General features: G+C 72.3%; 21 protein-coding genes. 8 read left to right on the top strand and 13 right to left on the bottom strand.

The features are described from left to right. Positions 1 to 1,080 (top strand): hypothetical protein, encoded by a 1,080-nt coding sequence (locus WMF27_RS12260; protein WP_437768683.1) that lies wholly within the window; start codon positions 1 to 3, stop codon positions 1,078 to 1,080. A gap of 48 nt (positions 1,081 to 1,128) precedes the next feature. Here the strand turns inward: WMF27_RS12260 and WMF27_RS12255 are convergent, their stop codons facing one another. Continuing rightward, complete coding sequence (locus WMF27_RS12255) at positions 1,129 to 1,944, bottom strand: uracil phosphoribosyltransferase (protein ID WP_437768684.1); 816 nt, start codon at positions 1,942 to 1,944, stop codon at positions 1,129 to 1,131. Positions 1,945 to 2,091: 147 nt separating this feature from the next. Between WMF27_RS12255 and WMF27_RS12250 the strand changes: the two genes are divergently transcribed. Then, entirely contained in the window at positions 2,092 to 2,676 is a 585-nt protein-coding gene (locus WMF27_RS12250) for an SMI1/KNR4 family protein (RefSeq protein WP_437592624.1), read from the top strand. Positions 2,677 to 2,733: 57 nt separating this feature from the next. Next, positions 2,734 to 4,665, top strand: a complete 1,932-nt coding sequence (locus WMF27_RS12245; protein WP_437768685.1) for a protein kinase domain-containing protein — start codon at positions 2,734 to 2,736, stop codon at positions 4,663 to 4,665. 14 nt (positions 4,666 to 4,679) lie between these two features. On the opposite strand, the gene WMF27_RS12240 is transcribed toward WMF27_RS12245, so the two are convergent. Next, a complete protein-coding gene (locus WMF27_RS12240) occupies positions 4,680 to 5,672 on the bottom strand; it encodes a hypothetical protein (RefSeq protein ID WP_437745917.1) in 993 nt (330 codons plus the stop codon). A 202-nt stretch (positions 5,673 to 5,874) separates the two neighbouring features. On the opposite strand from WMF27_RS12240, the gene hisD reads away from it, so the two are divergent. Beyond that, a complete protein-coding gene (hisD, locus tag WMF27_RS12235; RefSeq protein WP_437768686.1) occupies positions 5,875 to 7,257 on the top strand; it encodes a histidinol dehydrogenase in 1,383 nt (460 codons plus the stop codon). A 169-nt stretch (positions 7,258 to 7,426) separates the two neighbouring features. Here hisD and WMF27_RS12230 read toward each other — a convergent pair whose 3' ends face one another. Beyond that, positions 7,427 to 8,356 carry a DUF4388 domain-containing protein gene (locus WMF27_RS12230; protein ID WP_437768687.1) on the bottom strand — a complete coding sequence of 310 codons (930 nt, stop codon included), beginning with the start codon at positions 8,354 to 8,356 and terminating at the stop codon, positions 7,427 to 7,429. A gap of 362 nt (positions 8,357 to 8,718) precedes the next feature. On the opposite strand from WMF27_RS12230, the gene WMF27_RS12225 reads away from it, so the two are divergent. Beyond that, entirely contained in the window at positions 8,719 to 9,801 is a 1,083-nt protein-coding gene (locus WMF27_RS12225; RefSeq protein WP_437768688.1) for an L-erythro-3,5-diaminohexanoate dehydrogenase, read from the top strand. Positions 9,802 to 9,874: 73 nt separating this feature from the next. Here the strand turns inward: WMF27_RS12225 and WMF27_RS12220 are convergent, their stop codons facing one another. From WMF27_RS12220 to WMF27_RS12195, 6 genes are all read right to left on the bottom strand, one after another. Then, positions 9,875 to 12,091, bottom strand: coding sequence for an ATP-binding protein (locus WMF27_RS12220; protein WP_437768689.1), 2,217 nt, complete (start codon positions 12,089 to 12,091; stop codon positions 9,875 to 9,877). 97 nt (positions 12,092 to 12,188) lie between these two features. Further along, positions 12,189 to 12,563 carry a hypothetical protein gene (locus WMF27_RS12215; RefSeq protein ID WP_437768690.1) on the bottom strand — a complete coding sequence of 125 codons (375 nt, stop codon included), beginning with the start codon at positions 12,561 to 12,563 and terminating at the stop codon, positions 12,189 to 12,191. 4 nt (positions 12,564 to 12,567) lie between these two features. Further along, positions 12,568 to 16,155, bottom strand: coding sequence for a sigma 54-interacting transcriptional regulator (locus tag WMF27_RS12210; RefSeq protein WP_437768691.1), 3,588 nt, complete (start codon positions 16,153 to 16,155; stop codon positions 12,568 to 12,570). A gap of 270 nt (positions 16,156 to 16,425) precedes the next feature. Further along, a complete protein-coding gene (locus WMF27_RS12205) occupies positions 16,426 to 17,304 on the bottom strand; it encodes a DUF2520 domain-containing protein (RefSeq protein WP_437768692.1) in 879 nt (292 codons plus the stop codon). Then, positions 17,301 to 17,963: a nicotinate (nicotinamide) nucleotide adenylyltransferase gene (gene nadD / locus WMF27_RS12200; RefSeq protein WP_437768693.1), complete on the bottom strand. Its 663-nt coding sequence runs from the start codon at positions 17,961 to 17,963 to the stop codon at positions 17,301 to 17,303. The genes WMF27_RS12205 and nadD overlap by 4 nt, the downstream gene beginning before the upstream one ends. Continuing rightward, positions 17,947 to 18,564, bottom strand: a complete 618-nt coding sequence (locus WMF27_RS12195) for a hypothetical protein (protein WP_437768694.1) — start codon at positions 18,562 to 18,564, stop codon at positions 17,947 to 17,949. Before WMF27_RS12195 ends, nadD begins: the two co-directional genes overlap by 17 nt. Before the next feature lie 179 nt (positions 18,565 to 18,743). Between WMF27_RS12195 and WMF27_RS12190 the strand changes: the two genes are divergently transcribed. Beyond that, a complete protein-coding gene (locus WMF27_RS12190) occupies positions 18,744 to 20,018 on the top strand; it encodes a (2Fe-2S)-binding protein (RefSeq protein ID WP_437768695.1) in 1,275 nt (424 codons plus the stop codon). A gap of 40 nt (positions 20,019 to 20,058) precedes the next feature. Here the strand turns inward: WMF27_RS12190 and WMF27_RS12185 are convergent, their stop codons facing one another. The 3 genes from WMF27_RS12185 to WMF27_RS12175 all read right to left on the bottom strand — a co-directional run bounded on the left by WMF27_RS12185 (position 20,059) and on the right by WMF27_RS12175 (position 23,329). Beyond that, a complete protein-coding gene (locus WMF27_RS12185) occupies positions 20,059 to 20,787 on the bottom strand; it encodes a heme exporter protein CcmB (protein WP_437768696.1) in 729 nt (242 codons plus the stop codon). After that, on the bottom strand, positions 20,787 to 22,730 hold the full coding sequence (gene speA / locus WMF27_RS12180; RefSeq protein ID WP_437768697.1) for a biosynthetic arginine decarboxylase: 1,944 nt from the start codon (positions 22,728 to 22,730) through the stop codon (positions 20,787 to 20,789). The genes WMF27_RS12185 and speA overlap by 1 nt, the downstream gene beginning before the upstream one ends. Positions 22,731 to 22,960: 230 nt before the next feature. After that, positions 22,961 to 23,329 carry a hypothetical protein gene (locus tag WMF27_RS12175; RefSeq protein WP_012235084.1) on the bottom strand — a complete coding sequence of 123 codons (369 nt, stop codon included), beginning with the start codon at positions 23,327 to 23,329 and terminating at the stop codon, positions 22,961 to 22,963. 207 nt (positions 23,330 to 23,536) lie between these two features. Between WMF27_RS12175 and WMF27_RS12170 the strand changes: the two genes are divergently transcribed. Continuing rightward, positions 23,537 to 24,550, top strand: a complete 1,014-nt coding sequence (locus WMF27_RS12170; RefSeq protein ID WP_437768698.1) for a CPBP family glutamic-type intramembrane protease — start codon at positions 23,537 to 23,539, stop codon at positions 24,548 to 24,550. A 64-nt stretch (positions 24,551 to 24,614) separates the two neighbouring features. Here WMF27_RS12170 and WMF27_RS12165 read toward each other — a convergent pair whose 3' ends face one another. Beyond that, positions 24,615 to 25,100, bottom strand: coding sequence for a hypothetical protein (locus WMF27_RS12165; RefSeq protein ID WP_437768699.1), 486 nt, complete (start codon positions 25,098 to 25,100; stop codon positions 24,615 to 24,617). Between the two features lie 212 nt (positions 25,101 to 25,312). Between WMF27_RS12165 and WMF27_RS12160 the strand changes: the two genes are divergently transcribed. After that, positions 25,313 to 26,017, top strand: a complete 705-nt coding sequence (locus WMF27_RS12160) for a transglycosylase SLT domain-containing protein (RefSeq protein ID WP_437768700.1) — start codon at positions 25,313 to 25,315, stop codon at positions 26,015 to 26,017. Positions 26,018 to 26,248 lie beyond the last annotated feature (231 nt).

Below are 26,248 nucleotides of genomic sequence, written 5' to 3'. Positions count from 1 at the left end.
GTGAACGACGAGGAACGATCGCGAGGGCCCGGATCGCCGGCGAACGCAGCGGCATCGCCGCCGCGCGCGCCGTTCATCGCGCGGTGGGACCTCGACAAGACCTACCTCCGGACCGACTTCGACACGCTGCGCGACCTCGTGCGGACCGCGATCGAGCGGCCGGATCAGAAGCGCACCGTGCCGGGCGCGGGGTCGCTCCTGCGCGAGCTCGGCCGCGCGGGCGTCGAGACCCACATCCTCTCGGGCAGCCCGGAGCAGCTCCGCTCCCGCATCGAGCAGAAGCTGCGGCTCGACGGCGCGCGCTGGGCGTCGCTCACGCTGAAGCCCAACCTGCAGAACATCCTCCGCCTGCGCTTCCGCGCGCTGCGCGGGCAGCTCGGCTACAAGCTGCCCGCGCTGCTCCAGCGGCGCTGCGAGCTCGCGGATCAGCGCGACCAGAGCGGCGCGCTGATCCGCGAGGTGCTGCTCGGGGACGACGCGGAGGCCGACGCGTTCGTCTACTCGCTGTACGCCGACGTCTGCGAGGGCCGGGTCACCCCGCTGGAGCTCGGCGAGGTGATGCGGCTCGGGCACGCGTACGACGACACCATCGTCGATGCGATCCGGTTCGCGAGCTATGTCGAGAAGGGCCCCGTCGTCGAGCGCATCCTGATCCACCTCGACCGCCAGTCCTCGCCCTCGGATTTCCGGATCTTCGGCGACCGGGTCGTCCCCTTCTACAACTACCTTCAGGCGGCGTTCGTCCTCCACGAGGACGGCCGGATCGCGGCGCACGCCGTGCTCCGCGTCGCGCAGTCGCTGGTCGTCGCCCACAACTTCGACAGCGTCGCGCTCGCGCGGAGCTACGTCGATCTGTCGCGCCGCGGGCACGTCTCCGGCAAGGGCATCGCGTCCCTCGCGGCCGCCTACGGCGAGCTCGCGCAGCGCAGGGCCGCGGGCGCGAGCGATCTCGGCGCGATGGTCGCGGAGCTCACGCGGCTCTGCAGCGATCTGCGCCCCGCCGTGAGCCGGCCGCACGCGGAGATCGACTACCGCGCGCTCGCCGCCGGCCACAACCGCCGCTCGAAACGCGGCCGCTGACAGCGGGCGTGCCAGGTGGCCGCGCCGGCCTCGGCGCCGCCCTCGCGCTCACAGCCAGGCGTTGTTGAGGATCTCGCCGACGCCGCCGGCGCCCGGGACGATGTACTGGATGCTGTTCAGGCCGCGCTCCTCGTCCCAGTGCGTGCCCGGCTCGGTCTTGAGGACGCGCGCCGGCGAGAGGCCGCGATCGAGCCGGAGCGCGTAGATGATGGCGTCCGGGTGGGCCTCGGTGACGCGGCGGATGTACTCGGGCGTGACGATGAGATGCATGGAGATGCACTTGGCCGGCCGCCCCTCGAGCGCGGTCTTGTAGTACGTCATGGCGCTGACCATGGACGTGCCGGTGGCGCCCATCGGGTCGGGGAAGAGCACGTGACGCCCCTCGACGTCGCGGCCGATCTTGGCGTCGTGCCAGGTCGCGCCGACGACCTCGCCGTGCTCGTTCGTCTGCCGGCTCATGAACAGGTGATCCTGCCGGACCAGCGCGGGGTCGAGGACCTCGTTCAAGAGCTCGTAGACGACCTGGGAGGGCATCGTCCCGGCGCGCGCGATGCCCACGGTGACGACCTTGGTCGCGCGCGACAGCGCGGCGCCGCGATACACGGCCTCCGGGTGGGAGGAGATCATCCGGGTCGGGATGTCGACGCGCGCGCGCCCCAGCTCGGCGGCGAGGACGGCGCGCGCCAGGTTCTGGTAGAGAACCCCGACGAGACGCCCGACGTCGGGCTGGACCGTCTCCGGGGAGCAGGCTCGAGCCAGCAGAGTCCATGCGAGCGGGTCATCGAGCAGGTGCACGCACGGGCCGTACCGGTGGGCGATTTCGGGGGGCCGGAATCGACTCTCAGCGTACGCAACGTCGACCATCGTTTTTCTGTTACACTACCTGGCCCGGCGCGGGGTATTCCTCCGGGTGCGCGCCGGTGCTCTCCCCGGGAGCGGAGTGGTTTCGAAGCGATGAGGGCGCCCGCCCAGCGGGCTGTCCCGGTGGACTTGCAAAGGAAGGGATGTTCGGTGGATAGCGACCTTGCCGAGTCGGTTACGGCGCTCAAGGATGCCTTTGTCCGAAGAGGCATCCCTGCGAGGTTCGGAAAGGCGGCTCCGGCGGCGGTGGAAGAGCTGCGCAAGACGCTGCGGGTGCCCGCGAGGTACCGCGCTTTCCTGCAGGAGGCCGACCCGCTCGACGTCGAGACGGTGACCCCGGTCGAGCGTGTACGCCTCATCCCCTCCGAGAAGCTCGCGGCCGAGCAGCAGGCGAACGGCGGCGACAGCTCCCTCCCGGGCTGGCGCAAGAGCTGGATCCTCATCGCTCGCAGCGCCCTGCTGGGAGATCCCTATTTCCTCGACATCTCGAAGCTCGACGCCGAGGGGGACTGCCCCGTGTTCACCTGCATGACGGGGACCGAGTCGCTCAAGCCGGAGCTCTGCGCGTCGAGCTTCCAGCAGTTCCTGCGCATCCTGGCTACCTCGATGGAGGTCGCGTCCGGCTTCGGAGAGAGCGGCCTCGACGACGACGACGAGGCCATCTTCCGCGAGGCGCTCGCGCCGAAGATCAAGACCATCGACTCCGCGGCGCTCCGCGCGGGGCACTGGACCTGACGTAGCCTCCACGGCGCGCTGCTCACCGGGCGCGCCGCGGGTCGAGCTGACCGCGCCATGGCCAGGTGCCTCGTATGCAACGCCGAGAACCCCGGCTCCGCCCGGTTCTGTGTGGCGTGCGGCGCGCCGCTGACCGCGAAGGAGGCGGGCGTCGGCGCGGCGACCTCGGCGCCTCCTGCGCCCGGCCCGCGGACGACCGTCCCTGGGCAGCCGCTGCTGGGCGCGCTGGTGCCCGAGGATCCGGCGCACAGGGCCAGCCTCTCGGCCCTCGCGGCCGGCGGCGCGAGCGGGCCCGCAGCGAACGTCCACGCGCCTCACGTCGTCCCCGCGCCGCTGGCGGGCTCGCTGCCGCGGCGCGCGCCGGGCGGCCACCTGCCGGCGGGGACGCTCGTCGATCAGAAGTACGTGGTCGAGCGGGTGCTCGGCGAGGGCGGCATGGGCGTCGTCTACCTCGCTCGGGACGTCCACACCGGCCTGCACGTGGTGCTGAAGGCGGTGCGCCAGGAGCTCGGGCACCGGCCGGACGTGCGCGCGCGGACGCTCGCCGAGGGCCGCGCGCTCGCGCAGATCGATCACCCGAACGTCGTCCACCTGAAGGCGGTGGTGGCGGAGCGGGACGACCTCTGGCTCGTCATGCAGTACATCGACGGCGAGAGCCTCGAGCAGACGCTCGCCAGGTACGCCGAGGAGCGCCGGCGGATGCCCCTGCCCGAGGCGCTCTCGATCTTCCGGCAGATCGCCTCCGGCATCGCGGCCGCGCACCGCGAGGGGGTGATCCACCGCGATCTCAAGCCAGCGAACGTGCTCATCCGCGGCAAGGACGGCGTCGCGAAGGTCACCGACTTCGGCATCGCCAAGGCCGAGGCGGACGCGCTCGCGGGGCGCGGGCTGACCAAGGGGATCATCGGCTCGCTCTATTACATGTCGCCGGAGCAGGTCCTCGGGCGCCGCGACCTCGACAAGCGGGTGGACATCTACGCGCTGGGCGTCGTGCTCTACGAGATGCTGGTGGGGCAGGTGCCGTTCGACGCCGAGAGCGACATCGAGATCATGCGGCAGCACGCGGAGGTGCCGCTCCCCCTGGTCAGCGCCGTGCGTCACGATGTCCCTCCGGCGCTCGACGCCTTCCTCCAGAAGGCGTGCGCCAAGGAACGGGCGGATCGCTTTGCCAGCTGCGAGGAGCTGCTCGCCGCGCTCGACGCGATCGCCCACCCTGCGCCCGCCGCGACCGCCGCGCCGCTCGTCGCGTCGAGCCGCCCGCCGCCGCCCGCGGCCACGACGGTCGACGAGGTCCGCAAGGGGCTGCGGTCGCCGTCGGGCGCGCCGCTGGCGAGCGGGCCTGCGGGGTCGCAGCGCGCGCGCGGCTCGTGGCTCGCGATCGGCGCCGGGGCCCTCGTGATGTTCGGCGGGGCCGCCGCGCTGCTCGGGCTGGGCGTGCTCGACAGGCCGCGCGAGGGTCGCCGGCGGGCCGTCTCGTCGAGGGAGCAGCGCCCGGCGGCCAGCGCGAGCAGCACCACCCCGGCGGCGAGCGCGGAGCAGCCGTCGCCGCTCGCCAGCCTGACCGGGCTGTGGGTCGGCAATGGGCGCGAGCTCGAGGCCGTCCTTGCCGGCGAGTCGCTCGAGTTCCGGGTCCGCCGCCCGGAGCAGTTCGCGCCGCAGGACTATGCCGAGGGCGAGGCGCGCTTCTCGCTGCGCGAGATAGCCGGCGAGACCGGGGTGTTCGCCGTCGAGGACCGGCTCCGCTTCATCGCCCCCGAGTCGCGCAAGTTCGATCCGGCCCGCTCCAGGGGCACCTGCCAGGACGTCCGCAGCGCGGTGGAGGGCCACCCCCTGCGCGCGAGCTTCGACGGGGCCCGCCTGAGCGTCGAGTTCGCGAAGATCGAGCCCACCACGAGCAACTTCGTGGTGGAGCGCGGCAAGGTCGTCAGCTGCGTCGGCCTCAGCGCCCTCCCCGCCACGCGCGTCGTCAGCACGCTGTCGCGGTTGTAACGCGGCACGCCGCGTTACAACCCACCCACGGCGGGCACCGGCTGCGGCTTTCCGGCGTGGATGACCGCGCAGCGGACGGTCGTCGACGACGTCGGCGCGCTCGCCCGCCCGCCGCCCAGCACGAGCGTGCCGAAGATGTTGCGCGCCGCCGCATCGACCTCCGCGGCGCCGCGCGGCGGCACCGGGTTCCCGCTCGCGTCGAACACCGTCACCGCCTGCACGACGCCGCGGGCGATCTCGCCCTCCGGGAAGGACATCATCACCGTGGCGCGGACGTAGGCCGAGGCCCCCTCGACGATCCCGAAGCTGTACGGCTTCTTCGCGAAAGCGCCGCAGAAGCCGCTCGTGCCCATGCCGCCGTCGGGCCCGTAGTTCGCCGACGCCCACTGCCCGACGTTGACCGTGAGCCCGCTCTCACCCGAGCCCTGCGCGTACTGGACGCACTGGGCGAGCGCGGGATCCCACATCGCGCCCGTCGGGCAGCGCCCTACCTTCGCGCACGCCTGGCCGGTCCAGACCTCGTCGCGCGCGCAGGTCTGCGAGAGCGGTACGCACGCGGCGGTCGGACCGTCGACGATGAGCTCCTGACCAGGTGGGCATCCGAGCTTCTGCCCGGCGCCGACCGCGACGCCGATGTTGGTCGCCACCTGCTCGCGCGACACGCAGTAGCCCGTGCTCTGGTCGATCTCGTCGCCGGGCCGGCAGCGATCGGGAGCGCACCCGCCGGCCTCGTAGTGGCGACCCACGCCGCAGTAGGCGTTCGCCGCCTGGGGCGTGAGGCACTGGCCCGCGACCGAGAGGTAGCCCTTCAGGCATCGGCAGCGGTTCTGCTTCGTGTCGAAGCCGGCGCCGTCGCTGCACGACGAGATCGAGCAGCGGCAGCTGCTGCCCTGGCAGATCTTGAGGAAGCAGGAGTTCTCCGGGCAACCGACGAGCACGGCAGGCGCCAGCGCGAGGAGCACGACCGAGAGCGCGGTGGAGGCGAGACCAAACGAGCCGGACCGCATCGGGCGACCCTACTCGATCCGCTCAGGCCGGGGAACTCGGGGAGCGACGCGCGGCAGCCGCCGCGATGCGGCGCCGCGGCCGCCGCGCGCGCAGCCGTCGCAGCGTCGCAGCCGCGCGGCCGACGTACCGGCGGCCGGGGTGGTGTGGTACGGGGTGTCGCCGTCCACGCGGAGATTCCACCGCGCCGGTCCAACTCAAGCCATGCTGCCCATCTACATCGAAGGTTCGCCTCAGTTCGAGTCCACCCTGTCAGCCCTGCGCACCCGCGGCACGGGCGACCTCGCGAACGTCACGCCGGCCGTGACCGAGATCATCGACAACGTGCGGCGCGGGGGGACGTCCGCCGTGCTCGGCTACATCGAGAAGTTCGAGCGGAGGACGTCGAAGGCGCTCGTCCGCCACGCAGGCCCCGAGGCGGAGGGCGGCTTCGGCGGGGCCGAGGCGCTCGCGCGGCTCTCGCCGGAGGTCCGCGCCGCGCTCGAGACCGCGGCAGCGAGGATCGCGCGTTACCATGAGCGGCAGCGCGACGCGGGCGATCTCGGCCCCGCGAACGTGGCGGCGAACGGGCCCGCGCTGCAGGCCGGCTTCAGCTACGAGGAGGAGGGCGTCCTGCTGGGCATGCGCGTGCGTCCGCTGCGCCGGGTCGGCGTCTACGCGCCGGGCGGCAAGGCCCGCTACCCCTCCAGCGTGCTCATGTCGGCCATCCCCGCGCGCATCGCCGGCGTGCAGGAGATCGTCCTCGCGAGCCCGTCGGCCGACGACGCCACGCTCGCCGCGGCGCACCTCTCCGGCGTGACGACCCTGCTCGACTCGGGCGGCGCGCAGGCGATCGCGGCGATGGCCTACGGGCTCCCGGAGCTCGCGCCGGTCGACAAGATCGTGGGGCCCGGCAACGCCTACGTCGCCTGCGCGAAGAAGCTGGTCTTCGGCGATGTGTCGATCGACGGCATCACCGGGCCGAGCGAGATCCTCGCGCTCGCCGACGAATCCGCGGATCCCCGGCTCGTCGCCGCCGATCTGCTCTCGCAGGCCGAGCACGACGAGGCGTCCTACGCCCTGCTCGCGACGACCTCCGCGAAGCTGGCGGAGGCGGTCGCGCGCGAGCTCGACGCGGCGCTCCCCGAGCTCACGCGACGCGCGATCGTGCAGGCGTCGCTCTCGACGCACGCGGCGGCGCTGGTCGTCGGCTCGCGCGCTCGCCTCGCCGAGATCGCCGATCAGCTCGCGGTCGAGCACGTGGCCTTCCACGTCGCCGACGCCGAGGGGTTGTTCTCGGAGATCGGCACGCTCGGCGCCGCGCTGCTCGGCGACCTCACCCCGGTCGCCGCGGGCGACTACCTCGCGGGGCCGTCCCACGTCCTCCCGACCGGCGGCTCGGCCCGCTTCGGCGCGCCGCTCGGGGTCTACGACTTCGTGACGCGCGCGAGCCTCATCCGGTACTCGAGCGCGGCGCTCCGGGCGCAAGGCCCGATCATCGAGAAGCTGGCCCTGGCCGAGGGCCTGCAGGCGCACGCCCGCGCCGTGTCGCTCCGCCTCGCGAGCAAGGCGACCGACCCCGCGAAGCGCGGCGCGTCGCAGTCCTGACACCGCGCAGCTCCCCCGCGCGCCGCGCCGTCGGGCGCGCGGCGCGCGCGAGGACGCGCTGTCGACCGCGCTCCCCTGACCTATCGATCTCGGTTCAGCCGAGCGCCGCGCGCGCCGCCGCGCTCGGCCGCCTTGCGCGGCCTCGCGACGCCGTGCGCTCCCGCCAGGCTCACTCGGCGCGGAGGTAGCCCGCGTTGATCATCTTCAACACGGACTGCGCGGTCTCCAGATCCGTCGCGGGGCTCTTGTTGAGGACCATCGCGAGGTGCCCGTGGTTGTAGACGACCTGGAGGACGTCGAGATCGACGGGCGAGAGATCGCGGAGCTGCGGCTTGAGCGGCTGGGGGATGACCAGGCGCGCCGACAGGTCCGGGAGCTGGTGGCGGATGTTGTTCAGCTCGTCGATCTGCCGGAGCCCCTCCATGAGGAGCTCCTGCACCGTCGCGCTGATCTCGCCGGTCATGACCCGCTCCTCGGCCGCCTCGAGGTCGAACGTCCCGCCGACCCAGGTGAGGATCCGGTAGACGCTCTTCAGCGGCGGGACGTCGGTCAGATCGTTGATGGTCGCAAAGGTCACGATGCCCTTGCGCAGGTAGATCTTGCCGACGTCGTCGTCGGAGCGGACCACGAGGACGCCGCTCTTCTTCGATGTGCCGAAGAGCTGCAGCAGATCCGGGAGCGGGATCTCGTCGATCGACCCGGACATCGACCGGGTCTGACCGCTCCTCAGCGATGGCTCGTCCATCCGTTTCCGCGCCGGCGGCGCGCCTGGGTCGGTGGAGACGACCTTGAGGATGCTGGTGCCGATGAGCACCCGATCGCCCTCCTTCAGGGTCGTCTTCTTGATCTTCTCGCCGTTGACGAACGTTCCGTTCGTCGAGCCGAGATCCTCGATCACAATCGACTGTTCGGTGCAGGCAATCCGGGCATGGCGCCGGGAGACCATGTCCTCGACGAGGACCATGTCGAGGTCGCTGGAGCGACCCACGACGATCTCCTGCTGCTCCCCGAGGGGGAATTCGCCGCCTTGGTACTTCCCGGAGATGAAGCGCAACGCTAGTTGCCGCGTTGCCGACACCTTGGGAGCGTGGTTATCCATCGCAGGGAGTAAAAACCTTCGTGCGCTTACGAGAGCGCCAGCAGGGGGCAAAGCTTAGTTTCACCGAGCAAAGGTGGTCAAGAGATCCGGTCCGTTCTTTCAAATGAGTCGGCTCGTCCGATCCTGACGCATCGCGCCGGCCCCCTCCCTCGGCCGCCACAGAGGCGCGCCGCGGGGGTAGGGGCCAACGTACTCGGTGCACGCAAGTGTATCCAATTTGAGGGAAAGAGGGCGATTGGCTCCGCCGAAACGGTCGGCACCGTCGGTTTCCGAGGCCCCCTGGGCCCCGGGCGGTGCGCCGGGCCGCCTCAGCGAGGAATCCTGCGGTCGCTCGGCTCATTGCCCTTGCTTTCGTGCCCGGCATGTTGAACGGCCTCGGCGTGAGCTCCGAAGCGACGCGACCCACCCTCTCCGCAGGCGATCCGCTGGGCACGCACCGCGTGCTCGATCCACCGGGGGCCATGCCGCAGCCGGCGGAGCGGCTGGACGCCGACGCCTCGCGCCACTTCGAGACCGAGATCGTCGTCGAGGTGCAGACGCTGAACATCGACGCCGCGAGCTTCCGCCAGATGGAGGAGGCCTCCGGCGGCAGCCCGGACGGCGTGGCGCAGCTCGTCCTCGAGACGGTGGCGCGCCGGGGCAAGCAGCACAACCCGGTCACCGGCTCGGGCGGCATGCTGCTCGGCGTCGTGCGCCGGGTCGGCTCGCTCGCCGAGCACCGCGGCGTCGCCGTCGGCGATCGCGTCGCGACGCTCGCGTCGCTCTCGCTCACGCCGCTCTCGCTCCGCCGGATCATCGCCGTGCGGCCCGCGTCCGCGCAGATCGACGTCGAGGGCACCGCCATCCTCTTCGGGTCGGCGCCGCTCGCCCGGATGCCGACCGACATGCCCGAGCGGCTCGCCCTCGCGCTGCTCGACGTCGCCGGCGCGGCGCCTCAGGTGGCGCGCCTCGCCGGCCCGCGCGACAGCGTGGTGGTGCTCGGCGCGGGCGGGAAATCGGGCCTCCTGTGCGCGGCCGAGGCGCGGCGCTGCGTCGGCCGCGCCGGGCGCGTCATCGGGATCGAGGCGTCGCCGGCGCTCGCCGCCGATCTGCGCTCGCTCGCGATCTGCGACCACGTCGCGGTCCTCGACGCGCGCGACCCCCTCGCCGTGCGCGACGCCGTGCTGCCGTTCACCGGCGACGCGGGCGCCGACCTCACGCTCTCCTGCGTGAACGTCCCGGGCGTGGAGCTCAGCGCGATCGTCGCCACGCGCGATCGCGGCAAGACGTACTTCTTCGCGATGAGCACGAGCTTCACCGCCGCCGCCCTGGGGGCCGAGGGGATCGGCAAGGACGTGGACCTCTACATCGGCAACGGCTACGCCCACGGGCACGCCGAGCACACGCTCGCGCTCGTGCGCGAGCATCCCGCGCTCGAGCGGCTCATGACCTCGCGCTACGGCTGAGCGCCCCGCTCGACGCGACGCGCGCAGCGCGCACGCGCCCGGACGCCGCGGGCGCCTCCCGGGCACACCGGCCTCAGCCGGGCCGCTCCTGAGGGGCCGGCTCGACGGGCGCGAGCGCCGCGGGCGACGGCTGCGGCGCGCCCAGCTTGTCGACGGCGGCGGGGAGGATCACGGCGAAGGTGCTCCCCTTCCCCTCGTACGACCGGACCTCGATGCGGCCCCCGGCGCTCTGCGCGATGCGCTGGCTGATGGACAGGCCGAGCCCGGTCCCCTTGTCCTTCGTCGTGAAGAACGGCAGGAAGATGTTCGCGAGCACCTTCTGGGAGATCCCGGGGCCGTTGTCGGTGACGTTGAGCTCGACGAACGGCTCGTCCGAGCCCGAGCCGGGCCGCGTGCCGCGGCCGAAGCGGACGCGCGTCGAGATCACCACCTTGCCCCGGCTCTTCATGGCCTGAACGGCGTTGCGGAACAGGTTCATCAGCACCTGCCGCAGCTGCTCCGGATCGATGGCGACGCGGGGGAGATCGGGATCGAGCGTGATCTCGACCTCGAGCTGGTCGTTCCTGCGCTCGATCGAGAGCACCTGCAGGGTGCGGCGCACGATCGCGTTCACGTCGGTCGGCACGACCGAGCCCTGCGCCGGCCGCGCGAGATCGAGCACCGAGCCCACGACGCGATCGAGCCGATCGACCTCCTCGAGGATGATCCCGAGGAACTCGCGCGACGCCGCGTCGATCTGCGCTTCCGGCACGGGATCGGCGAGCAGCTGCGCCGCCCCCTTGATCGCGCCGAGCGGGTTCCTGATCTCGTGCGCGAGCCCGGCCGCCATCTGGCCGAGGAGCGCGAGCCGGTCGCGCTCCTTCATCTGCGCGTAGAGGCGCGAGTTCTCCAGGACGACGCCGATCTGCGCGGCGAGCGTCTCGAGCAGGGTCAGCTCCTCGGGAGAGAACGCGTCGCGCACGCGCGTGTCCGCCACGACCAGGAGCCCGATCGGCTCGCCCTGCTCGTCGCGCGCGCACAGCACCACGCCCGAGCAGAGGCTGCCGAGCACCTCGGCCGCCGCGAGCACCGCGTCCTCGGGGACCTGGGGCCGCACCTCCGTCCGCCGCGCGAAGTTGCCGTCGTCGTCCGCGTCGCTCTGGCTGCGGCGCGCCCGCCGCTCGCGCGCCTCCCGCTCCAGCTCCTCCATCGCGAGCGGCCCTCGGTCGAGGCGATCGAGCAGCGCCCTCGCGGTCGCCACCTCGATCCGCTCGGGGACCCGCGGCCCGAGCGAGGCGAGCCGGTCGAAGCCCGTCCCGTCCTGATCGCGCAGGTAGAGCGCCGCCGCCGTGACCCGGCGCGACTGCTCGAGCGCGCTCATCACGATCGAGCCCATCTCGTCCACCTCGAGCGTGTGCACGAGGCGCCGCCGGGCCTCCGCGAGCGAGCGGTCGAAGTCGAACCGCTCCCGCAAGAAGACGCGCTGGAGCTGCTCCTCGACGCGCTCCCGCAGCGGGTCGAACAGCACCAGGATGACGATCGCGGCGAGCACCGCGTTCAGGTACATCGTGTTGAAGCCGCCGATGAACGTGAGCAGGAGATAGAAGATCAGCGCGATCAGGAACGCGACCGCCGTGGCGACGAGCAGGCGCGCGAGCATCTCGTAGGCGTCGAGCAGGCGCTCGTGACGGAGGGCCTGGGCGAGGACGAACAGGAACACGATCGAGAGCGCCGCGCCCACGGGCGGCGGCTCCGCGCCGAGGAACCAGGCGAAGTCGGCGACGCTGGCGAGCCCGGCGAGCGCGCCGATCACCACGAGGAACCGCACGCGGCGCTGCGTCGCGCGCGAGGAGCTCTGCTTGCCGCGCTGGCCGAGCGTGTACAGCCCCGCGGTGAGCAGCGCGAAGACGTAGAGGAAAATGCAGCCGCGCGTGAGCCAGTCGAGCCACGAGCCCGGCTCCCGGCTCACCAGCACGAGGACGAACAGCGGGATGACGAGCACCCCCGCGAACCGGAGCAGCCGCGAGCGCCGATCCGGGTCATGGGGGATCATCGCCTCGAAGAGCTGCAGCGCGAACTGCGGGAGCAGCACGGCGAGGATCGCCGTGAAGCGCTCCCAGATCGAGGCCTGGAAGAAGCCGAAGAGCGACTGCGAGAGGTACCAGAGCCCGACGTCGGCGGCGAACGCAGCGAAGAAGAGGTGGACGCGGCGGACGCGACCTCGCAGCAGCGTCGACGCCGCGATGGCGAGGGCAAGGGCCCCGCAGACCAGGGTCGTCCGTGTGCGGAGATCGATCCCGAGCGGCGCCACGCGCGAAGGCTACCGCGGCGAGCCGCGCGGCGACCGCAAAACGCGCCGGGGAGCGGCGCCGGGGCGCGGACGCGCTCAGGCCGCCCGGGCGCGCGGCTCAGCGCGTCCCGTCGCTCTCGGAGGGAGCGGTGTCGCGTCTGTCCGCGCCGCTGGGGCTCCACGGGAGCGGGTCCGGGTTGCAGCGCTCCTGCGATCGCACCTCGATCGTCGTGGGCGCGCCGTCACCGCTGGACGGCGGCGCGACGTCGCGCGGCGGGAGCGACGCAGGCGTGACGAAGTCGGTGACGGGTACGACGACATCGCCGTCGATGCCATCGCTCGATCCGGACGCTTCTTCGGAGATCATCGGGTCGAGATCGCTCCACGCTTCGGCGCTCTGCTCCTCGTGCTCTGGGGACGCGATCGCGCAGCCCGCCAGCAGCAGAGGCGCCGCGAAGCCCCCCGACAGCCAACTCCTCCAGCAACCTCGCATCACTTCAATCCTCCGAAGTCCCGCCAAAGCCATACTGTTTGACAAGCTGGGAAAGCCGTGGCCGCTTCATGCCCAGGAGCACGGCGGCGCGTGTGATGTTCCCACGACTTTCGTCGAGCGCCCTAGCAACGCACTCGCGCTCGATCTCGCGCTTCATGTCGCTGAGGCTGACCCCTCCGCGGACATGAGCGTACGCGAGCTCCAACGGCGTGCGATCCACAGGCATCGACGGGGGATGTGCCACCAGCGTCGCTTGATCGGGCGCCGACGCGCGTGGCCCGCTGGACGGCTCTCTGGGCGCGTCTCTGGACGACTCTCTCGACGATTCTCTCCACGATTCTCTCGACGACTCTCTCCACGATTCTCTCGACGTTTCTCTCGACGTTTCTCTCGACGTTTCTCTCGACGTTTCTAAAGCAGGGTGCATGCCAGCCCTGGGCGTCATCGGAGCGCTCACCAGCTCCGCGGCGTCGAGCTCCCGCAGCCCTTCGACGTTCGTCGTGAAATCCTCGAGATCGATCACCTCGCTGTCCGCGAAGATCGCCGCGGCGCGCAGGGCGTTCTCGAGCTCGCGCACGTTCCCCGGCCAGGAATGCCGCGACAGCGCCTCGACGGCACGGCTGGACAGGCGCTTCGGCGCCACGCCACGCTCGCCGCCGATCCTCTCCAGGATCGCGGCCGCGATCGCGGGCAGATCCCGCGGCCGGTGGCGCAGCGCGGGGACCTCCAGGACGACCTGCCGGAGCCGGTAATAGAGATCTTCCCGGAACTCGCCCCGGGCAACCATCGCACGCAGGTCGCGGTGGGTCGCGCAGAGGATCCGTACGTTCGCGCGCAGCGGCGTGACACCGCCGACCCGCTCGAAGGTCCTGTCCTGCAGCACGCGGAGCAGCGCGACCTGCGTGCGCGGCGAGATGTCCCCGATCTCGTCGAGGAAGAGCGTCCCCCCCTCGGCGAGCTCGAAGCGCCCGCGGCGGCGCGACGCCGCGCCGGTGAACGACCCCTTCTCGTGGCCGAACAGCTCCGAGAGCAGCAGCGTCTCGACCAGGGCGGCACAGTTGACCTTGATCAGCGGGCCCGCGCGCCGCGCGCTCACCTCATGGATCGCCTCGGCGACGAGCTCCTTCCCGGTGCCGCTCTCGCCGTGGATCAACACGGTCGCGTCGCTCGCGCCGACCTTCTCGATCTGGTGGATGAGGCTGAGCAGCGCCGGCGTCGTCCCGACCATCCGCTTGATCGCGGGGCCCGCGCTCGCCGGCCTCGGGGCGCGAGCCGCCCCCCTGGCGCACCCGGCGCACGCGCTGGAGCCGCAGAGCTCGCAGCCCCTCGGCTCCGCCTCGGCGGCGCTGCGCGCGCACGCCTCCAGCCGGGCGAGCTCGGCGAAGCTCCGGCGCGCGAGGAACTTGCGCGAGATCTCGGGCGGGAGCGACTCGGCGATGCGATCGCGGAGGTCGATCGCCGCCTCCAGGTGCGAGCGCGCCGCCGTGGGCTCGTCCTCGGGGGCGCGCGACGCGCGGTCCCCGGCGGACGACGCGTGGTGAAGCAGCACGTGCGCCTCCAGGGCGCACTCGTGGCTGTGGGCCTGGCGCGACAGCGCGAGCGCCTCCGCGGCGATCTGCCCGAACGGCGCGCCGGCGGCGCGCGAGCACATCGCCTCGAGGAGGGCGATCTCGGCGCGGTGCCGGTCGGAGGTCGCCTCGGCGCGCGCCCGCTGGATCATCTGACCGGCCTGCAGGAGGTCGCCGTCGTGCAGCGCGATGCGCGCGGCGATCGCGTAGCACTCGCCGAGCTTCGAGCCGGCGCCGCAGGCGAAGGCGGCCGTGAGCTCGGACCAGGCGTCCACCGTGCGGCGGCACTCGAGGTGGATCTGCGCCGCGACGTAGGCGACGTGCGTGATCCGAACGCCAGGGATGACGTGGCCGCAGGCCTTCCGCGCGAACGCGAGCGCCTGCTCGGCCTCCTCGATCAGCCCGAGCTGCAGCCGGATCTCGGCGAGGTTCGTGATGAGGTTCACGAGCGCGACCTTGTCGCCGATCCTCCGGAAGATCTCGATCGCGCGCTCGAAGAGGCGCAAGGCCTCCGGGTACTCGTGCTTCAGGTGGGCGATGACCGCGAGGTTCGTGAGCGCATAGCCGGTCGCCGCGCGCTCGCCGCGCCGCTCGCCCTCCTCGAGCACGCCGGCCAGCATCGTGCGCGCCTCGTCGAGGCGGCCGCTGGAGAGCAGCGCGATGGCGCGGTTCAGCCGGGCGCGCAGCTCGCACACGTGCTCGCCCGCGCACGCCGCCTCCCACGCGTCGGCCGCGAAGTGCAGCTCCGCCTCGGCCCAGGCCTGCTGCGCGAGGAGCAGCTTGCCGAGGATGTTGCGCGCCTGGAGGCGCGTCGCGATCTCCCCCGCGCCGGCGAGCCCTTCCTCGGCGCGCGCCTTGGCCGCCGCGAGGTCGCCCGTCTTGCAGCAGAGCTCCGCCATCTCCACGGCGCCGCGCGCCCGCTCCTCGGGCGTGGCGGCGAGCGAGAGCGCCCGCGAGAGCACCATCGCGGCGGTCGTGAGGTCGCCGCGCGCGCTCGTCGCGCGGCCGCGTACGAGCAGCGCGGCGAACGTCTCCCGCTCGCGCTGGGCCGCGGAGGAGAAGTCGATGGCGAACTCGATGTCGCCGAGCCGGAGCGCGAGCTCCGCCGCGCGGAGCAGCCGCTCGCCCGACGCGGCGCTCCCGCCGGAGAGCGCCCGCATCGTCCGGGCCCAGCGCTGCCAGAAATCGGCGCGCGCCGACGGCTCGCCGACCGAGGAGATCGCGAGCATCGCCGCGGCCTCGGCGCGGTCGTCGTGGCCCAGCGAGGCGAGGAGCTCGCTCGCGCGCGAGAGGCTCCACGGGTCGGACGCCTGCTCCTCGAGCGCCTCCGCGATCGCGAACACGTCCTCGCGGTCGACGTCGGCCGGGTCGACGATCGCGCGCCGCGCGGCGACCCACCCTCGATCGTCGACCTCGATCAGACCGAGGGCGGCGAGCTCCTGGGCGACTCCCTGGCACGCCGCGTCCCCCGGCCCGGGCTCCGCGCGCCGCGCCGCGAGCGGGCGGAGCTGCGCGGACGGCCAGGGCCGCTGGCTCAGCGCGAGCCGGTCGAGCAGGCGCGCGGCCTCGGGGCTCGGCGGCTGCCGCGCGGGGCGCTGCTCGGGCGGCGCGGCCAGCACGGCGGAGCACCAGCCCTCCAGCGCGTCGAGCCGCTCGATCTTCGCGACGACCCGGCGCTCCGCGTCCGCCGCGAACGCCTCCCAGAAGCGGTGCAGATCGTCCGGCGACGCGATGCCGTCGATCGTGAGCGCGCTCGTCCAGGGCCGCATCGCGCCGTCGCTGCACACGATGACCAGCGCGGAGCACGACCCCTCCGCGATGAGGCGCGTGACCTCATCCAGCACCAGGCTCCCCCAGCTGGTGGCCGCTCCCTCGGCGACCAGCAGGATCGCGCCTTGCGCGGCGGCGCTGATGCCCTGCGCGGCCGCGGCCGGATCGGCAGAGGTGACAGCGCAGCGAAGCGCGAGATCCCGCCAGGGATCCCGATCCGCGGCGTGCGCGGCCGAGATCAGCGAGCGTCCCACCCCTCGAGCGCGGCGCGCGAGGTGGGAACAAACGGCGTCCAGGACCGGCCGCTGTCCATGGACGTGGAGCACCCCACGCGACGCGGCATCACGGACGCGCTCATCGAGCGCCCGGAACCCCCCGGAGTCGCCCGTGATGACAGAAGGAACGCAGGCTGCGGCAACGGATCCCAAGACAACAAAAGCGTACCTCTCCGCCGGACCTCGCATCAATGGATCCCGCCGTTGGATATAATGAGACGCTTACCTCGCGATAAGAAAATTACAGTCTTATTGCTGCGCTCCGTCCAGGACCCGCTGGATGGCGTCGAACGCATCCGCAGGTGCTTCGCCCAGGACGCGGGCCAGCGGGAGCTGCGTCGCCGCGGCGGCGACGTAGAGCGGTACGAGGTGCGGCGCGAGCCGACGGAGCGTTTCGAGGTGCCGCGCGACGCCGGCCGCGTCGCCGCGGCGCACGGGCCCCGTCAGCGCGTCGGGCACGCCGAGGACCTCGACGTTGTCCGCGACCGTGCGGAGCAGCGGGCCGAGCATCTCGGCCGCCGTCCTCCGGTCGATGCCCGCGCGCTCGAGCAGGTCGACGCCGGCGGCGGCGAGCGCGGCAGCGCCGTTGGCGACCAGGCCCGCCGCCGCGTGGTAGGCGACGCGGTCGAGACCGGAGAACGTGCGCGGCGTCATGCCGAGGCGCATCCCGAGCGAGCGAGCGGCGCGCACGGCGGCCGGATCGCCGTCGACGTGGAGCTGGCCACGCTCGAGGAAGGGCGCGAACGAGGGCGAGGCGAACGAGATCATCGGGTGCATCTGCGCGACCGAGACGCGGCCGCCTCGCACCGCCGCGAGCGCCTCCGGGCCGAGCGCGCCGGCGCAGTGCACCACCGCGACGTCCCTGTGGCCGACGAGCCCGCGATCGCGCAGCGCCTCGGCGCACGGCGCGATGTCCCGGTCGCGCACGGCGAGGATCACGAAGTTCGCCTCGATGCGCTCCGGCGGCAGGCCGTCCCGCGCCGGCCGGAGGGTCACCTGAAGCCCCGCGTCGCGGATGGCGCGCGCGAGCCCGCGGCCCACCTTTCCGCCGCCATACACGAACACCTCCAGGAGCGCGTCGTCCTCCGGGTGCACCGGCGACGGGCGCGTGCTGTCCATCTCGCTCATGGGTCTCTCCCGTAAAGGCGGTGCGCGAGCACGTAGTCGAGCACGGCGCGCGGCACGCGCTGGTGGACGGCCTCGAGATCGCCTTCCGCGAGCGCCCGGCGGATGTCGCTGCTCGAGATCCGAGGGAGCTCCACGTCCGCGGGGCGCAGGTGAGGACGTGCATCGGCCGGCCCCGCATCGAGGTGCTCCGCGGCGGGCGCGACGACGCCGGAGCGGCCGAGGACGATCGGCGGGGCGAGCTGCTCGATGCGATCGAAGCGGTGCCACCTCGGCAGATCGGGGAGCACGTCGGCGCCCACGAGCAGGCGCATCGCCCAGCCCGGGTGCGCCGCGGCGAGGTGCTCCAGCGTGCGCAGCGTGAGGCTCTCGCCGCCGAGATCGCGCTCGACGGGCGACACCGACACGCCCGGGAGCCACCCGAGCGCGAGGTGGCACATCGCCAGACGATGCTCGAACGGCACGAGCTCCTTCGAGAAGGGGTGGCGGTAGACAGGGACGACGAGCACCTCGTCGATCGGCGCGATGGAGATCGCGTAGGTGGCCGCGAGGACATGCGCGACGTGGGGCGGGTTGAAGCTGCCCCCGAAGATGGCGACGCGGCGCGCCTCGGGCGCGCGCGCGGCCGGGGCGCGGGCGGGCGCGTCAACCGTGCGAGCCACCTTGAACCCTCAGCCTGGGGCCGGCGGCGGACGGGCCCACGATCTCGCGCGCCGTCACCGCGCCGCTCGCGTTCATCACCTCGATCCGCACGCCGCCCTGGCCGTCGTCGAGGAGCGCCGCGCCGCCGTCGGAGCCGATCGGCCCCGGAGAGAAGAACGTCCGCGAGCCGACCTTCTTGATGAGCGGCTCCGGGCTCTTGCCGAAGACGAGGAGCGACGCCGCCACGATGTCCTCCTCGTCGAGCGCGGCCTTGTCGAACACGAAGAGCGCGACGCGCCCGTCCAGGATCTCGATGGTGCGCCGGCCCGACGGCAGGCTCATCAGCACCCGGAGGCGCAGCCGAGCGCGCTCGGACGCCACGAAGGCGTCGATCTGGTCCGGGGTCGCGGCGGCGCACCGAGCGGCCCGATCGAACAGCGCGCCCTCGGTGGGGTCCGCGCCGACCAGGCGCTGCGCCCAGCCCACGACGACCCGGTCGAGCGCGTCGTCCTCGGCGACGTAGATGACCCGCTCGGCGTGGCCTTCGTCGAGCAGGTGCTGCGCGCCGCGAGCGAGCGCGGGCAGATCACCCTGAGCAGGGCCGAGGACGCCGAGGCGCATCGGACACAGCATAGATCACCGCGCGAAGGTGAGGACACCTTCTCCACTCCGCCCGCTCTGCGCGCTTCCTGCGCCTCCGCTGCCTCCGCTGCCTCCGCTGCCTCCGATTGCCTCCCATGATTCCCGCGCCTCCCGCGCCCTCCTCTGCCGGCGCGGCGCGCGTCTGCTAGCGTCCGCCCATGTTTCGGCGAGCTCGCGCGCTCCAGCATCCGGTCACCATCACCCTCGACGGGGCGGACGTCCCGGCGGAGCGGGGCGAGCCCCTGGCCGTGGCGCTGCTCGCCTCCGGGCGCGTGACGCTCGCGCGGAGCCCGAAGCTGCACCGCCCCAGGGCGCCGGCCTGCCTGCGCGGAGGCTGTGACGGCTGCCTCGCGCGGGTCGACGGCGTGCCCAACGTGATGACTTGCCTGCGACCGGCGGCCGGCGGAGAGCGCATCGAGGTGCAGAACGTCGTCGGCTCGCGGCGGGCCGACCTGCTCCAGGTGACCGACTGGTTCTTCCCCCAGGGGATCGACCACCACCACCTGATGGCCGGCGTCCCCGGCCTGTCCGGGGTCATGCAGTCGATCGCGCGCAAGCTGGCGGGGCTCGGGCGGCTGCCGGGCGCGGCGCTCCCCCCCGAGCGCGCCGCATGGCTCGACGTGGACGCGGCCGTGATCGGCGCCGGGCCCGCGGGCGTGGCGGCCGCGTCGGAGCTCTCGGCGCGCGGCCTCCGCGTGGCGCTGGTCGACGACGGGCTCGCCCCCGGCGGGTCGCTGGCCGGCGCGCCGCGCCGCGCGGCGGAGCTCCTCGCGCGATACCCGCTCGACGGCGTCCGCGTGCTCCACCGCCACGTGGCCGCCGGCGTTTACCTCGGCGAGCTCCTGGTCGCCGGCGACGCGGGCGCGACCGTGATCAGGGCGCCCGCCAAGGTCTTCGCCACCGGCGGGCACGACGGCGTCGCGGCGTTCCCGAACAACGATCTGCCCGGGGTCTTCTCGGCGCGCGCGTTCTGCCGGCTCCTCGCGTGCGGCGTCGAGCCGACCGGCCCCGTCGCGCTCGCGGGCGAGGGCCCCTGGGCCGACGAGCTCGCGAGCGCCCTCGGCGACCGCATCGCGGTCCGGATCCCGCTCGCCGCGCTCGCCGCGGTGAACGGGATCTCGAAGGTGAAGAGCGTGACGGCGCGCGACGCGCCGTTCGCCCCCGACAGCCCGACGAGCGACGTCCGGGTCGTGGCCGTCGCGGTGGACGCGCCGGCCGCGCCCGCGTTCGAGGTCGCCGCGCAGGCGGGCGCGCGCGTCGAGATCGACCCGCGCGCGGGGTACGCGGTGCAGGTCGACGCGCACGGCAAGGCCGGCGACGGCCTGTGGGCGATCGGCGAGTGCACCGGCGCCTCGCTCGATCTCGCCGGCATCGAGCGGGCGGCGACGACCCTCGCCGACGACGTGCTCGCCGCGCGCGGCGCGCCCGCGTGAGCCTGCGGGCGCGCGCTTCGAGATCGACCCGCGCGGCGGCTCAGCCCTCGATGATCAGATCGAAGAGGCCGAGCCCGCCCGCGAGGAACACGACGTCGAACACGCCCATGAGCGCCACGTAGTCGGTGAGCTCGCCGATCGACGCGCCGCCGAAGAGCTCCCGCGTCCCCGCGACCGCGGCGAGCAGCGTGGGCGCGAGCAGCGGGAAGAGCACGCTCGCGAGCACGAGGTCGCGGGCGCGGGTGCGCACGGTCATGGCCCCGAAGAGGGTGCCGCTCGCGGCGATGCCCGGCGTCGCCGCGAGGCAGAAGAGCGCGAGCCCCGGGCCCGTCTTCACGAGATCCACCGCGAAGAGGAGCGCCGCGACCGGGATGATGATCACCTCGACCGCGATCACGAACGCGCAGAGCCCGAGCGCCTTGCCGGCGAAGAGCGCGCTCCTCGCGATGGGCAGCACGAGCAGGCCCGAGAGCGCGCCGTCCTCGCGCTCCCGCTGCCACGTGCGGCTCAGCGCGAGCACCGACGCGAACGCCACGCTCACCCAGATGACCCCGGGCGCGACCCGCTCGGCCGCGTCCTGGCCCGCGTAGAACGCGAGCGACGCGATCACGGCGACGAGCACCGCGAAGAACCCGCTCGTGGTGACGATCTCGCCCGTGGCGAGCTCGATCGCGAGGTCCTTCCGCGCGACGAGCGCCGCCTGGCGCACCCAGCCGGGCCGGCGCCGGGGGAGCGACGCGCGGACCGCGGGCGCCGTGCTCTCCGACATCACGTCGGGGAGGTGAGGCTCAGGTACGTCTGGTCCTTGAGCCCCCGCTCGTAGTCGGCGAGGAGGCGCATGCCCTCCGTCGGCTTGAGCAGGTCCTGCTTGATCGCGCCGTCCACCTGGGCCTTCACCTTCCCCACGAGATCGCGGTTGTCGTACTGGGTCAGCGCCAGCACCTCGTGGATCTTGTTCCCGGCGATCGTCTCCTCGATGTAGTACCCGCTCTCCTCGTCCTCATCGAGGAAGACGTGCACCTCGTTGACCCGGCCGAAGAGGTTGTGGATGTCGCCCATGATGTCCTGGTACGCGCCGGTCAGGAAGATGCCGACGTAGTACGGCTGGTCGCCCGAGATCGGGTGCAGCGGGAGCGTGTCCTTCACGTCGTTGAGATCGATGAACTTGCTCACCTTGCCGTCGGAGTCGCAGGTGATGTCGACGAGCGTGCTGTCGGCCGCGGGGCGCTCGTTCAGCCGGTGGATCGGCACGATCGGGAAGAGCGCGCCGAGCGCCCAGTGATCGAGCAGCGACTGGAACACCGAGAAGTTGCAGATGTACTGGTCGGCGAGCTGCTTGCGGAGCTCGCCCAGATCGTCCGGCACCTCCTCCGGCTCGAGCGACGACGCGATCTTCTGCATGGCCTCGGCGATCTCCCAGAAGAGGATCTCGACCCGGGCCTTCACGTCGAGGTTGAGGAGGCCGAGCTCGAACATCTTCTGCGCCTCCTCCTTGATCTGGAGGAGGTCGTGCCACGACTCGCCGAGGTTCGGCCCGGAGATGTTGTCCTTGATGTAAAGGAGGTTCTGGATGAGCTTGTGCTCCTCGGTCTGGATGTCGATCGGCGACATCGGCGTCTTCTCGATCGACCCGAACGCCTGGACGACCAGCACCGAGTGGTGCGCGACGATCGCTCGCCCGGACTCGGAGACGATGTTGGGGTGAGGCACCCGCTCCTCGTCGCAGATGTCGGCGATGTTGTGCACGATGTCGCGCGCGTACTCCTCGACCGAGTAGTTCATCGAGGAGTGGAAGGTCGAGCGCGAGCCGTCGTAGTCGATGGCGAGCCCGCCGCCGACGTCGATGTACTCGATGCGCTGCCCCATCTTGCGGAGCTTCGCGTAGTAGCGCGTCGCCTCGCGCACGGCGCGCTTGATGATCAGGATGTCCGGCACCTGCGAGCCGATATGGAAGTGGAGGAGCTTGAACGAGGAGCTCATGCCCGCCTCGTCCATGATCCTGATCGCCGCGAGGATCTCGGCGGTGGAGAGCCCGAACTTCGCGTTCTCTCCGCCCGACGTCTTCCACTTGCCCGCCCCCTCGGTGAGCAGCCGCACCCGGAGCCCGATCATCGGCTCGACGTTCATCTCCTTGGCGACGCGGGTGATCATCCGCACCTCGGAGAGCTTCTCCGCGATGAGGATCACCTTCTTGCCGAGCTTGCGCCCGATCAGCGCCGTCCGGATGAAGTTGTCGTCCTTGTAGCCGTTGCAGACGATCAGCGACTCCGGGTCGCTATGGACCGACAGGCCGGCGAACACCTCGGGCTTGGAGCCGACCTCGACGCCGTAGTGGTAGGTCTTCCCCGCGTCGAGGATCTCCTCCACGACCTCCCGGAGCTGGTTCACCTTGATCGGGAACACGCCGCGGTAGGTCCCGCGGAACTTGCTCTCGGCGATCGCCCTGTTGAAGGCCTCGTTGAGCGCCCGCACCCGGTGATGGAGGAGATCCTGAAAGCGGATGAGCAGCGGCGTGCGGAGCCCTTGCTCGAGCGCCGCATCGACGACGTCGCGGATCGCGATCTTGCTGCCGCGCTCCTGGAGCGGCGCGACCGTGAGGTTGCCGTCCGGGCTCACGTCGAAGTAGCCACGACCCCAGCGGTCGATCATGTAGAGCGACTTGGCGTCTTCGGTCGTCCAGACGTCGGTATCGGTCTCGTGCGCGCTGCTCACGGTCGTTCTCCTTGGCGGGGGCCGCGGCCGGCGGCGCCCACACCTTCTCTGGGAGGGCCCCCACGAGGGGGCTTCTGGCTCATCAGGGGGGACGTCAGATCGTCGGTCCGACGCAGGACGGCGGGAGGCCGCGCGCTGGCGACGCGGCTCATTACGATAGGAACGCCTGACCTTCAAGGGCAGGCAGCCCGGTCACGACCGGTGGGAGGGGGGCTCCGAGCAGCGCGCGCTCAGGCCTGGGCCTTCGAGGCCGCCTTCGCCCGCTTCGAGGCGGACTGGTAGAGATCGTAGAGGCGCGGGACGGGGTACGCCTCGAGGCGCTTCCTGTACCCCTGGTCCTTCGACCGGTTCAGGACGGTCAACGTCTCGTCGATGAGCTTCGCCCGCGTCCCGAACTTCTCCTTCACGACGCTGAACGTCGCGTGGAGGCGGAGGAGCTTGGCGTTCGAGACGTGATCCAGGCCCTTCGTGCCGCCCCGATCGGAGCTGACGCGCCCGAGCCAGAGGTCCTCGGTCGCGAACCCTTTCACGGCCTCGACGAGCTTCGCCTTGTCGCCGAAGCGCTCCTTCACGATCGCAAGCGGATTTTTGCTGGCCATTGCTGAGACTCCCACGGGCAGGCGAGGCCTGCGCCGGACATGCGCGAGATGACTCGCGCGGCTTTAGAAGAGGGGCGCGATCTAGCAGGTCGGGGCGGGGCGCCGCAAGGCCGCGCTGCGGAGGGGCGGCGCCGCCGGCGGTCGAGATCCCGCGTCGCCCGAGCGTCGCCGCTGTGCTGGGCCGCGGATCGTGGTACACGCGCGCCGATGCTCAACCTGGGGAGCTGGCTCGTGGCGCACGTCGACCGGCTCCGGCCGCTGCAGCCGCCCCTCTCGGACGTCAGCTCCCGCCTCGCCGCGCCCTCGTCGGCCCTGGGGAGCACCGTGCTCAAGGCCCTGTTCCCGGTCGTCGCGTTCATCGCGCTCGCGCCCGTCCTCTGGCTCTTCTTCCGGCGCACCTGGCGGGAGCTCGACGTCGAGGCCCACGAGCACCAGCGGCGCACCCTCGCCGCCGGCGGCTACGACCGCCGCCCCGCGGTCCTGTTCACCATCACCGCGGTCGTGCTCATGCTGCAGCAGTACTACGGCGGCCGCGCCGTCTACGACGAGCACATCCGGCCGTGGCTGCGCGAGCTCGAGCTCGCCCAGACGCTCTCGCCGGCCGGGACGCTGCTGCCCATCTCGCTCCGCCGCTACGACGAGCTCTACGGCTACGTCTGGTGGTCGTTCACCCGCGTCTTCGGCTACGTCGCCATCCCGATGGTCGCGTGGAAGGCCTGCTTCCCGAAGGACAGCCTGCTCGACATGGGGCTGCGCGTCCGGGGGCTCGCGAAGCACGCGTGGATCTACCTGCTCTGCCTCGCCGTCGTCGTCCCGGCGGTGTTCGTCGTCGCGAGCGCGCCCGACTTCGGGACCTATTACCCGTTCTACAAGCAGTCCTCCCGCTCCTGGTTCGACCTCATCGCCTGGGAGGCGATGTATTTCGCCCAGTTCTTCGCGCTGGAGATCTTCTTCCGCGGCTTCTGGCTCGCCGGCCTGCGGCACACGCTGGGCTCCGGCGCGATCTTCGCGATGATCGTCCCCTACTGCATGATCCACTTCGGCAAGCCGTACCTGGAGGCGGCCGGCGCCGTGGTCGCCGGGATCGCGCTCGGCTCGCTCGCGATGCGCACGAAGAGCATCTACTCGGGCTTCCTGGTCCACGTCACGATCGCGCTGCTCATGGACCTCGTCGCGCTGTCGAACCGCGGCGCGCTGCCGCGGACGTTCTGGGGGACGTGACGTCTTCTGACGCGCTCGCCGGCCGGCCGGCGGCGCGCCCGATGACGCGCGCTCGCGCCTTGGCTCAGCCGAGCGTCCGGGTCAGCTTGCGCATGATCTCCGCCCGGCTGCGGTCACGGATCCCGCGCCGGTAGAGCGCCTCCAGCCCGCCCGCGGCCGCGCGCACCGCGTCGCGGTGCTCGCCGTCCCACGGGAGCACCGCGAGCCTCCGCCAGAGGATCTTCTCGAGGAGCCGGGGTTTGCGCTTGGCCAGCGCGCCGCTCGCGAGCTCGATGACCCGAGCCGAGGTCGGGTCGGCGCGCATCGCGCGCACGAAGAACCCCACGGCCGCTGTCGCGCGGCGGCCGCCGTGCATCGCCTGTACGCCAGCGTCGCACAGGGCCTCGGCCCGCTCGCGCGGGGTCGCGGCGCGCCGCGCGCGCTCCCGCGCGGCCTGCACCTCGGCGCTCAGCGCGTCCCGGCGCCGCCGGGCAGGGCGCATCTTGACGACGAGGAACAGGATGAAGAGGGCCGCAACCCCCGCGAGCACATGCCGCCAGCCGATTTCCATGGCGCCAGCCTTACTACAGCGCCCGGGACGTGCTCACCAGACCGAGCTTCCACGACGGGGGGCGGCGCGCCGGATCGCCTCACGACGGCGTCCTCGGAATGACGGCGCGTGCCCGAAGCGTTGCTCTCCAATCCAGCTTCAGCTTCCTCCGATTCCACCGGCACGATTTCCGCCGCTACGGTGCGGTTTGCGCGAGCGGACGATCGCAACCTATGCTGAACCGAGAGATGCCTGCCCCGTCGACCTCCGGGCCTTCCCTTCGCGTGCCCCTGCGCACCCTCGCCGCCGCGCTCGGGCTCGCCGTCCTCGCGCTGCACCCGGGCAGCGCGCTCGCCGACATCTTCACGTACACCGACGCGGATGGAACGGTGCACTTCGCGAACCGCCCCAGCGGCGACGCGCGGTTCAAGCTGTACATCAAGGGAGACGGGCGCCGCTCTTCGACGACGCGCGCGGGGGTGACGCCCGTCGCGCCGAGCGACAAATCGCTCGAGCGCTTCAGCCGCTACGACGCGTGGATCCGGCAGGCCGCCGCGCTCTACCAGATCCCCGAGGAGCTCGTCCGCGCGGTGATCAAGTGCGAGAGCGACTACGATCCACGGGCCGTCTCGCCCGTCGGCGCGCAGGGGCTGATGCAGCTGATGCCAGAGACGGCCCTCCGCATGCAGGTGCGCGACGCGTTCGACGCGCGAGAGAACATCTTCGGTGGAACGCGGTACCTGCGCATCCTGGCCAACCTCTTCAACGGGGATCTCGATCTCACCATCGCCGGCTACAACGCCGGTGAAGGGGCGGTCATGCGGCACGGCGGCATCCCGCCGTACGAAGAGACCCAGGCCTACGTGACGCGCGTCCGGACCTACTACGCACGCTACCGCACCACCCGGGACACCACGGTCGCATCGATCGAGCCCTGACCGGCTCGCCCGCCGCGCGCGCGCGCGCGCGCGCGCCAGCCAACCAACCAACCAACTACCGCCCGCCCGCCAGATGCGCCGCTCGGCGACAAGCGGCGCACATCGCCCCCGGGCGGGGTACCGCGATGCTACGCTCCCAGGAACCGCTGCCGCAGCCTCTCCCGGGCAGGCCCCGAGACGCGCAGGCGCAGGCACGCGGCCATCCCTCGACGCTCTCTTTGCTCCGCGCGA

The organism is Sorangium sp. So ce281, assembly GCF_051527395.1.
Lineage (GTDB): Bacteria > Myxococcota_A > Polyangia > Polyangiales > Polyangiaceae > Sorangium > Sorangium cellulosum_B.
Note: the sequence above shows the minus strand (reverse complement) of the source record. Positions and strands in the feature narration are given on the sequence as shown.

What these genes read in the sequence shown, in the direction of transcription:
- WMF27_RS12255 (WP_437768684.1), bottom strand. Translation starts at nt 1,944, where the DNA reads ATGGTCGACGTTGCGTACGCTGAGAGTCGATTCCGGCCCCCCGAAATC.
- WMF27_RS12245 (WP_437768685.1), top strand. Translation starts at nt 2,734, where the DNA reads ATGGCCAGGTGCCTCGTATGCAACGCCGAGAACCCCGGCTCCGCCCGG.
- WMF27_RS12240 (WP_437745917.1), bottom strand. Translation starts at nt 5,672, where the DNA reads ATGCGGTCCGGCTCGTTTGGTCTCGCCTCCACCGCGCTCTCGGTCGTG.
- hisD (WP_437768686.1), top strand. Translation starts at nt 5,875, where the DNA reads ATGCTGCCCATCTACATCGAAGGTTCGCCTCAGTTCGAGTCCACCCTG.
- WMF27_RS12230 (WP_437768687.1), bottom strand. Translation starts at nt 8,356, where the DNA reads ATGGATAACCACGCTCCCAAGGTGTCGGCAACGCGGCAACTAGCGTTG.
- WMF27_RS12225 (WP_437768688.1), top strand. Translation starts at nt 8,719, where the DNA reads ATGTTGAACGGCCTCGGCGTGAGCTCCGAAGCGACGCGACCCACCCTC.
- WMF27_RS12215 (WP_437768690.1), bottom strand. Translation starts at nt 12,563, where the DNA reads ATGCGAGGTTGCTGGAGGAGTTGGCTGTCGGGGGGCTTCGCGGCGCCT.
- WMF27_RS12205 (WP_437768692.1), bottom strand. Translation starts at nt 17,304, where the DNA reads ATGAGCGAGATGGACAGCACGCGCCCGTCGCCGGTGCACCCGGAGGAC.
- WMF27_RS12195 (WP_437768694.1), bottom strand. Translation starts at nt 18,564, where the DNA reads ATGCGCCTCGGCGTCCTCGGCCCTGCTCAGGGTGATCTGCCCGCGCTC.
- WMF27_RS12190 (WP_437768695.1), top strand. Translation starts at nt 18,744, where the DNA reads ATGTTTCGGCGAGCTCGCGCGCTCCAGCATCCGGTCACCATCACCCTC.
- WMF27_RS12185 (WP_437768696.1), bottom strand. Translation starts at nt 20,787, where the DNA reads ATGTCGGAGAGCACGGCGCCCGCGGTCCGCGCGTCGCTCCCCCGGCGC.
- WMF27_RS12175 (WP_012235084.1), bottom strand. Translation starts at nt 23,329, where the DNA reads ATGGCCAGCAAAAATCCGCTTGCGATCGTGAAGGAGCGCTTCGGCGAC.
- WMF27_RS12170 (WP_437768698.1), top strand. Translation starts at nt 23,537, where the DNA reads ATGCTCAACCTGGGGAGCTGGCTCGTGGCGCACGTCGACCGGCTCCGG.
- WMF27_RS12165 (WP_437768699.1), bottom strand. Translation starts at nt 25,100, where the DNA reads ATGGAAATCGGCTGGCGGCATGTGCTCGCGGGGGTTGCGGCCCTCTTC.
- WMF27_RS12160 (WP_437768700.1), top strand. Translation starts at nt 25,313, where the DNA reads ATGCTGAACCGAGAGATGCCTGCCCCGTCGACCTCCGGGCCTTCCCTT.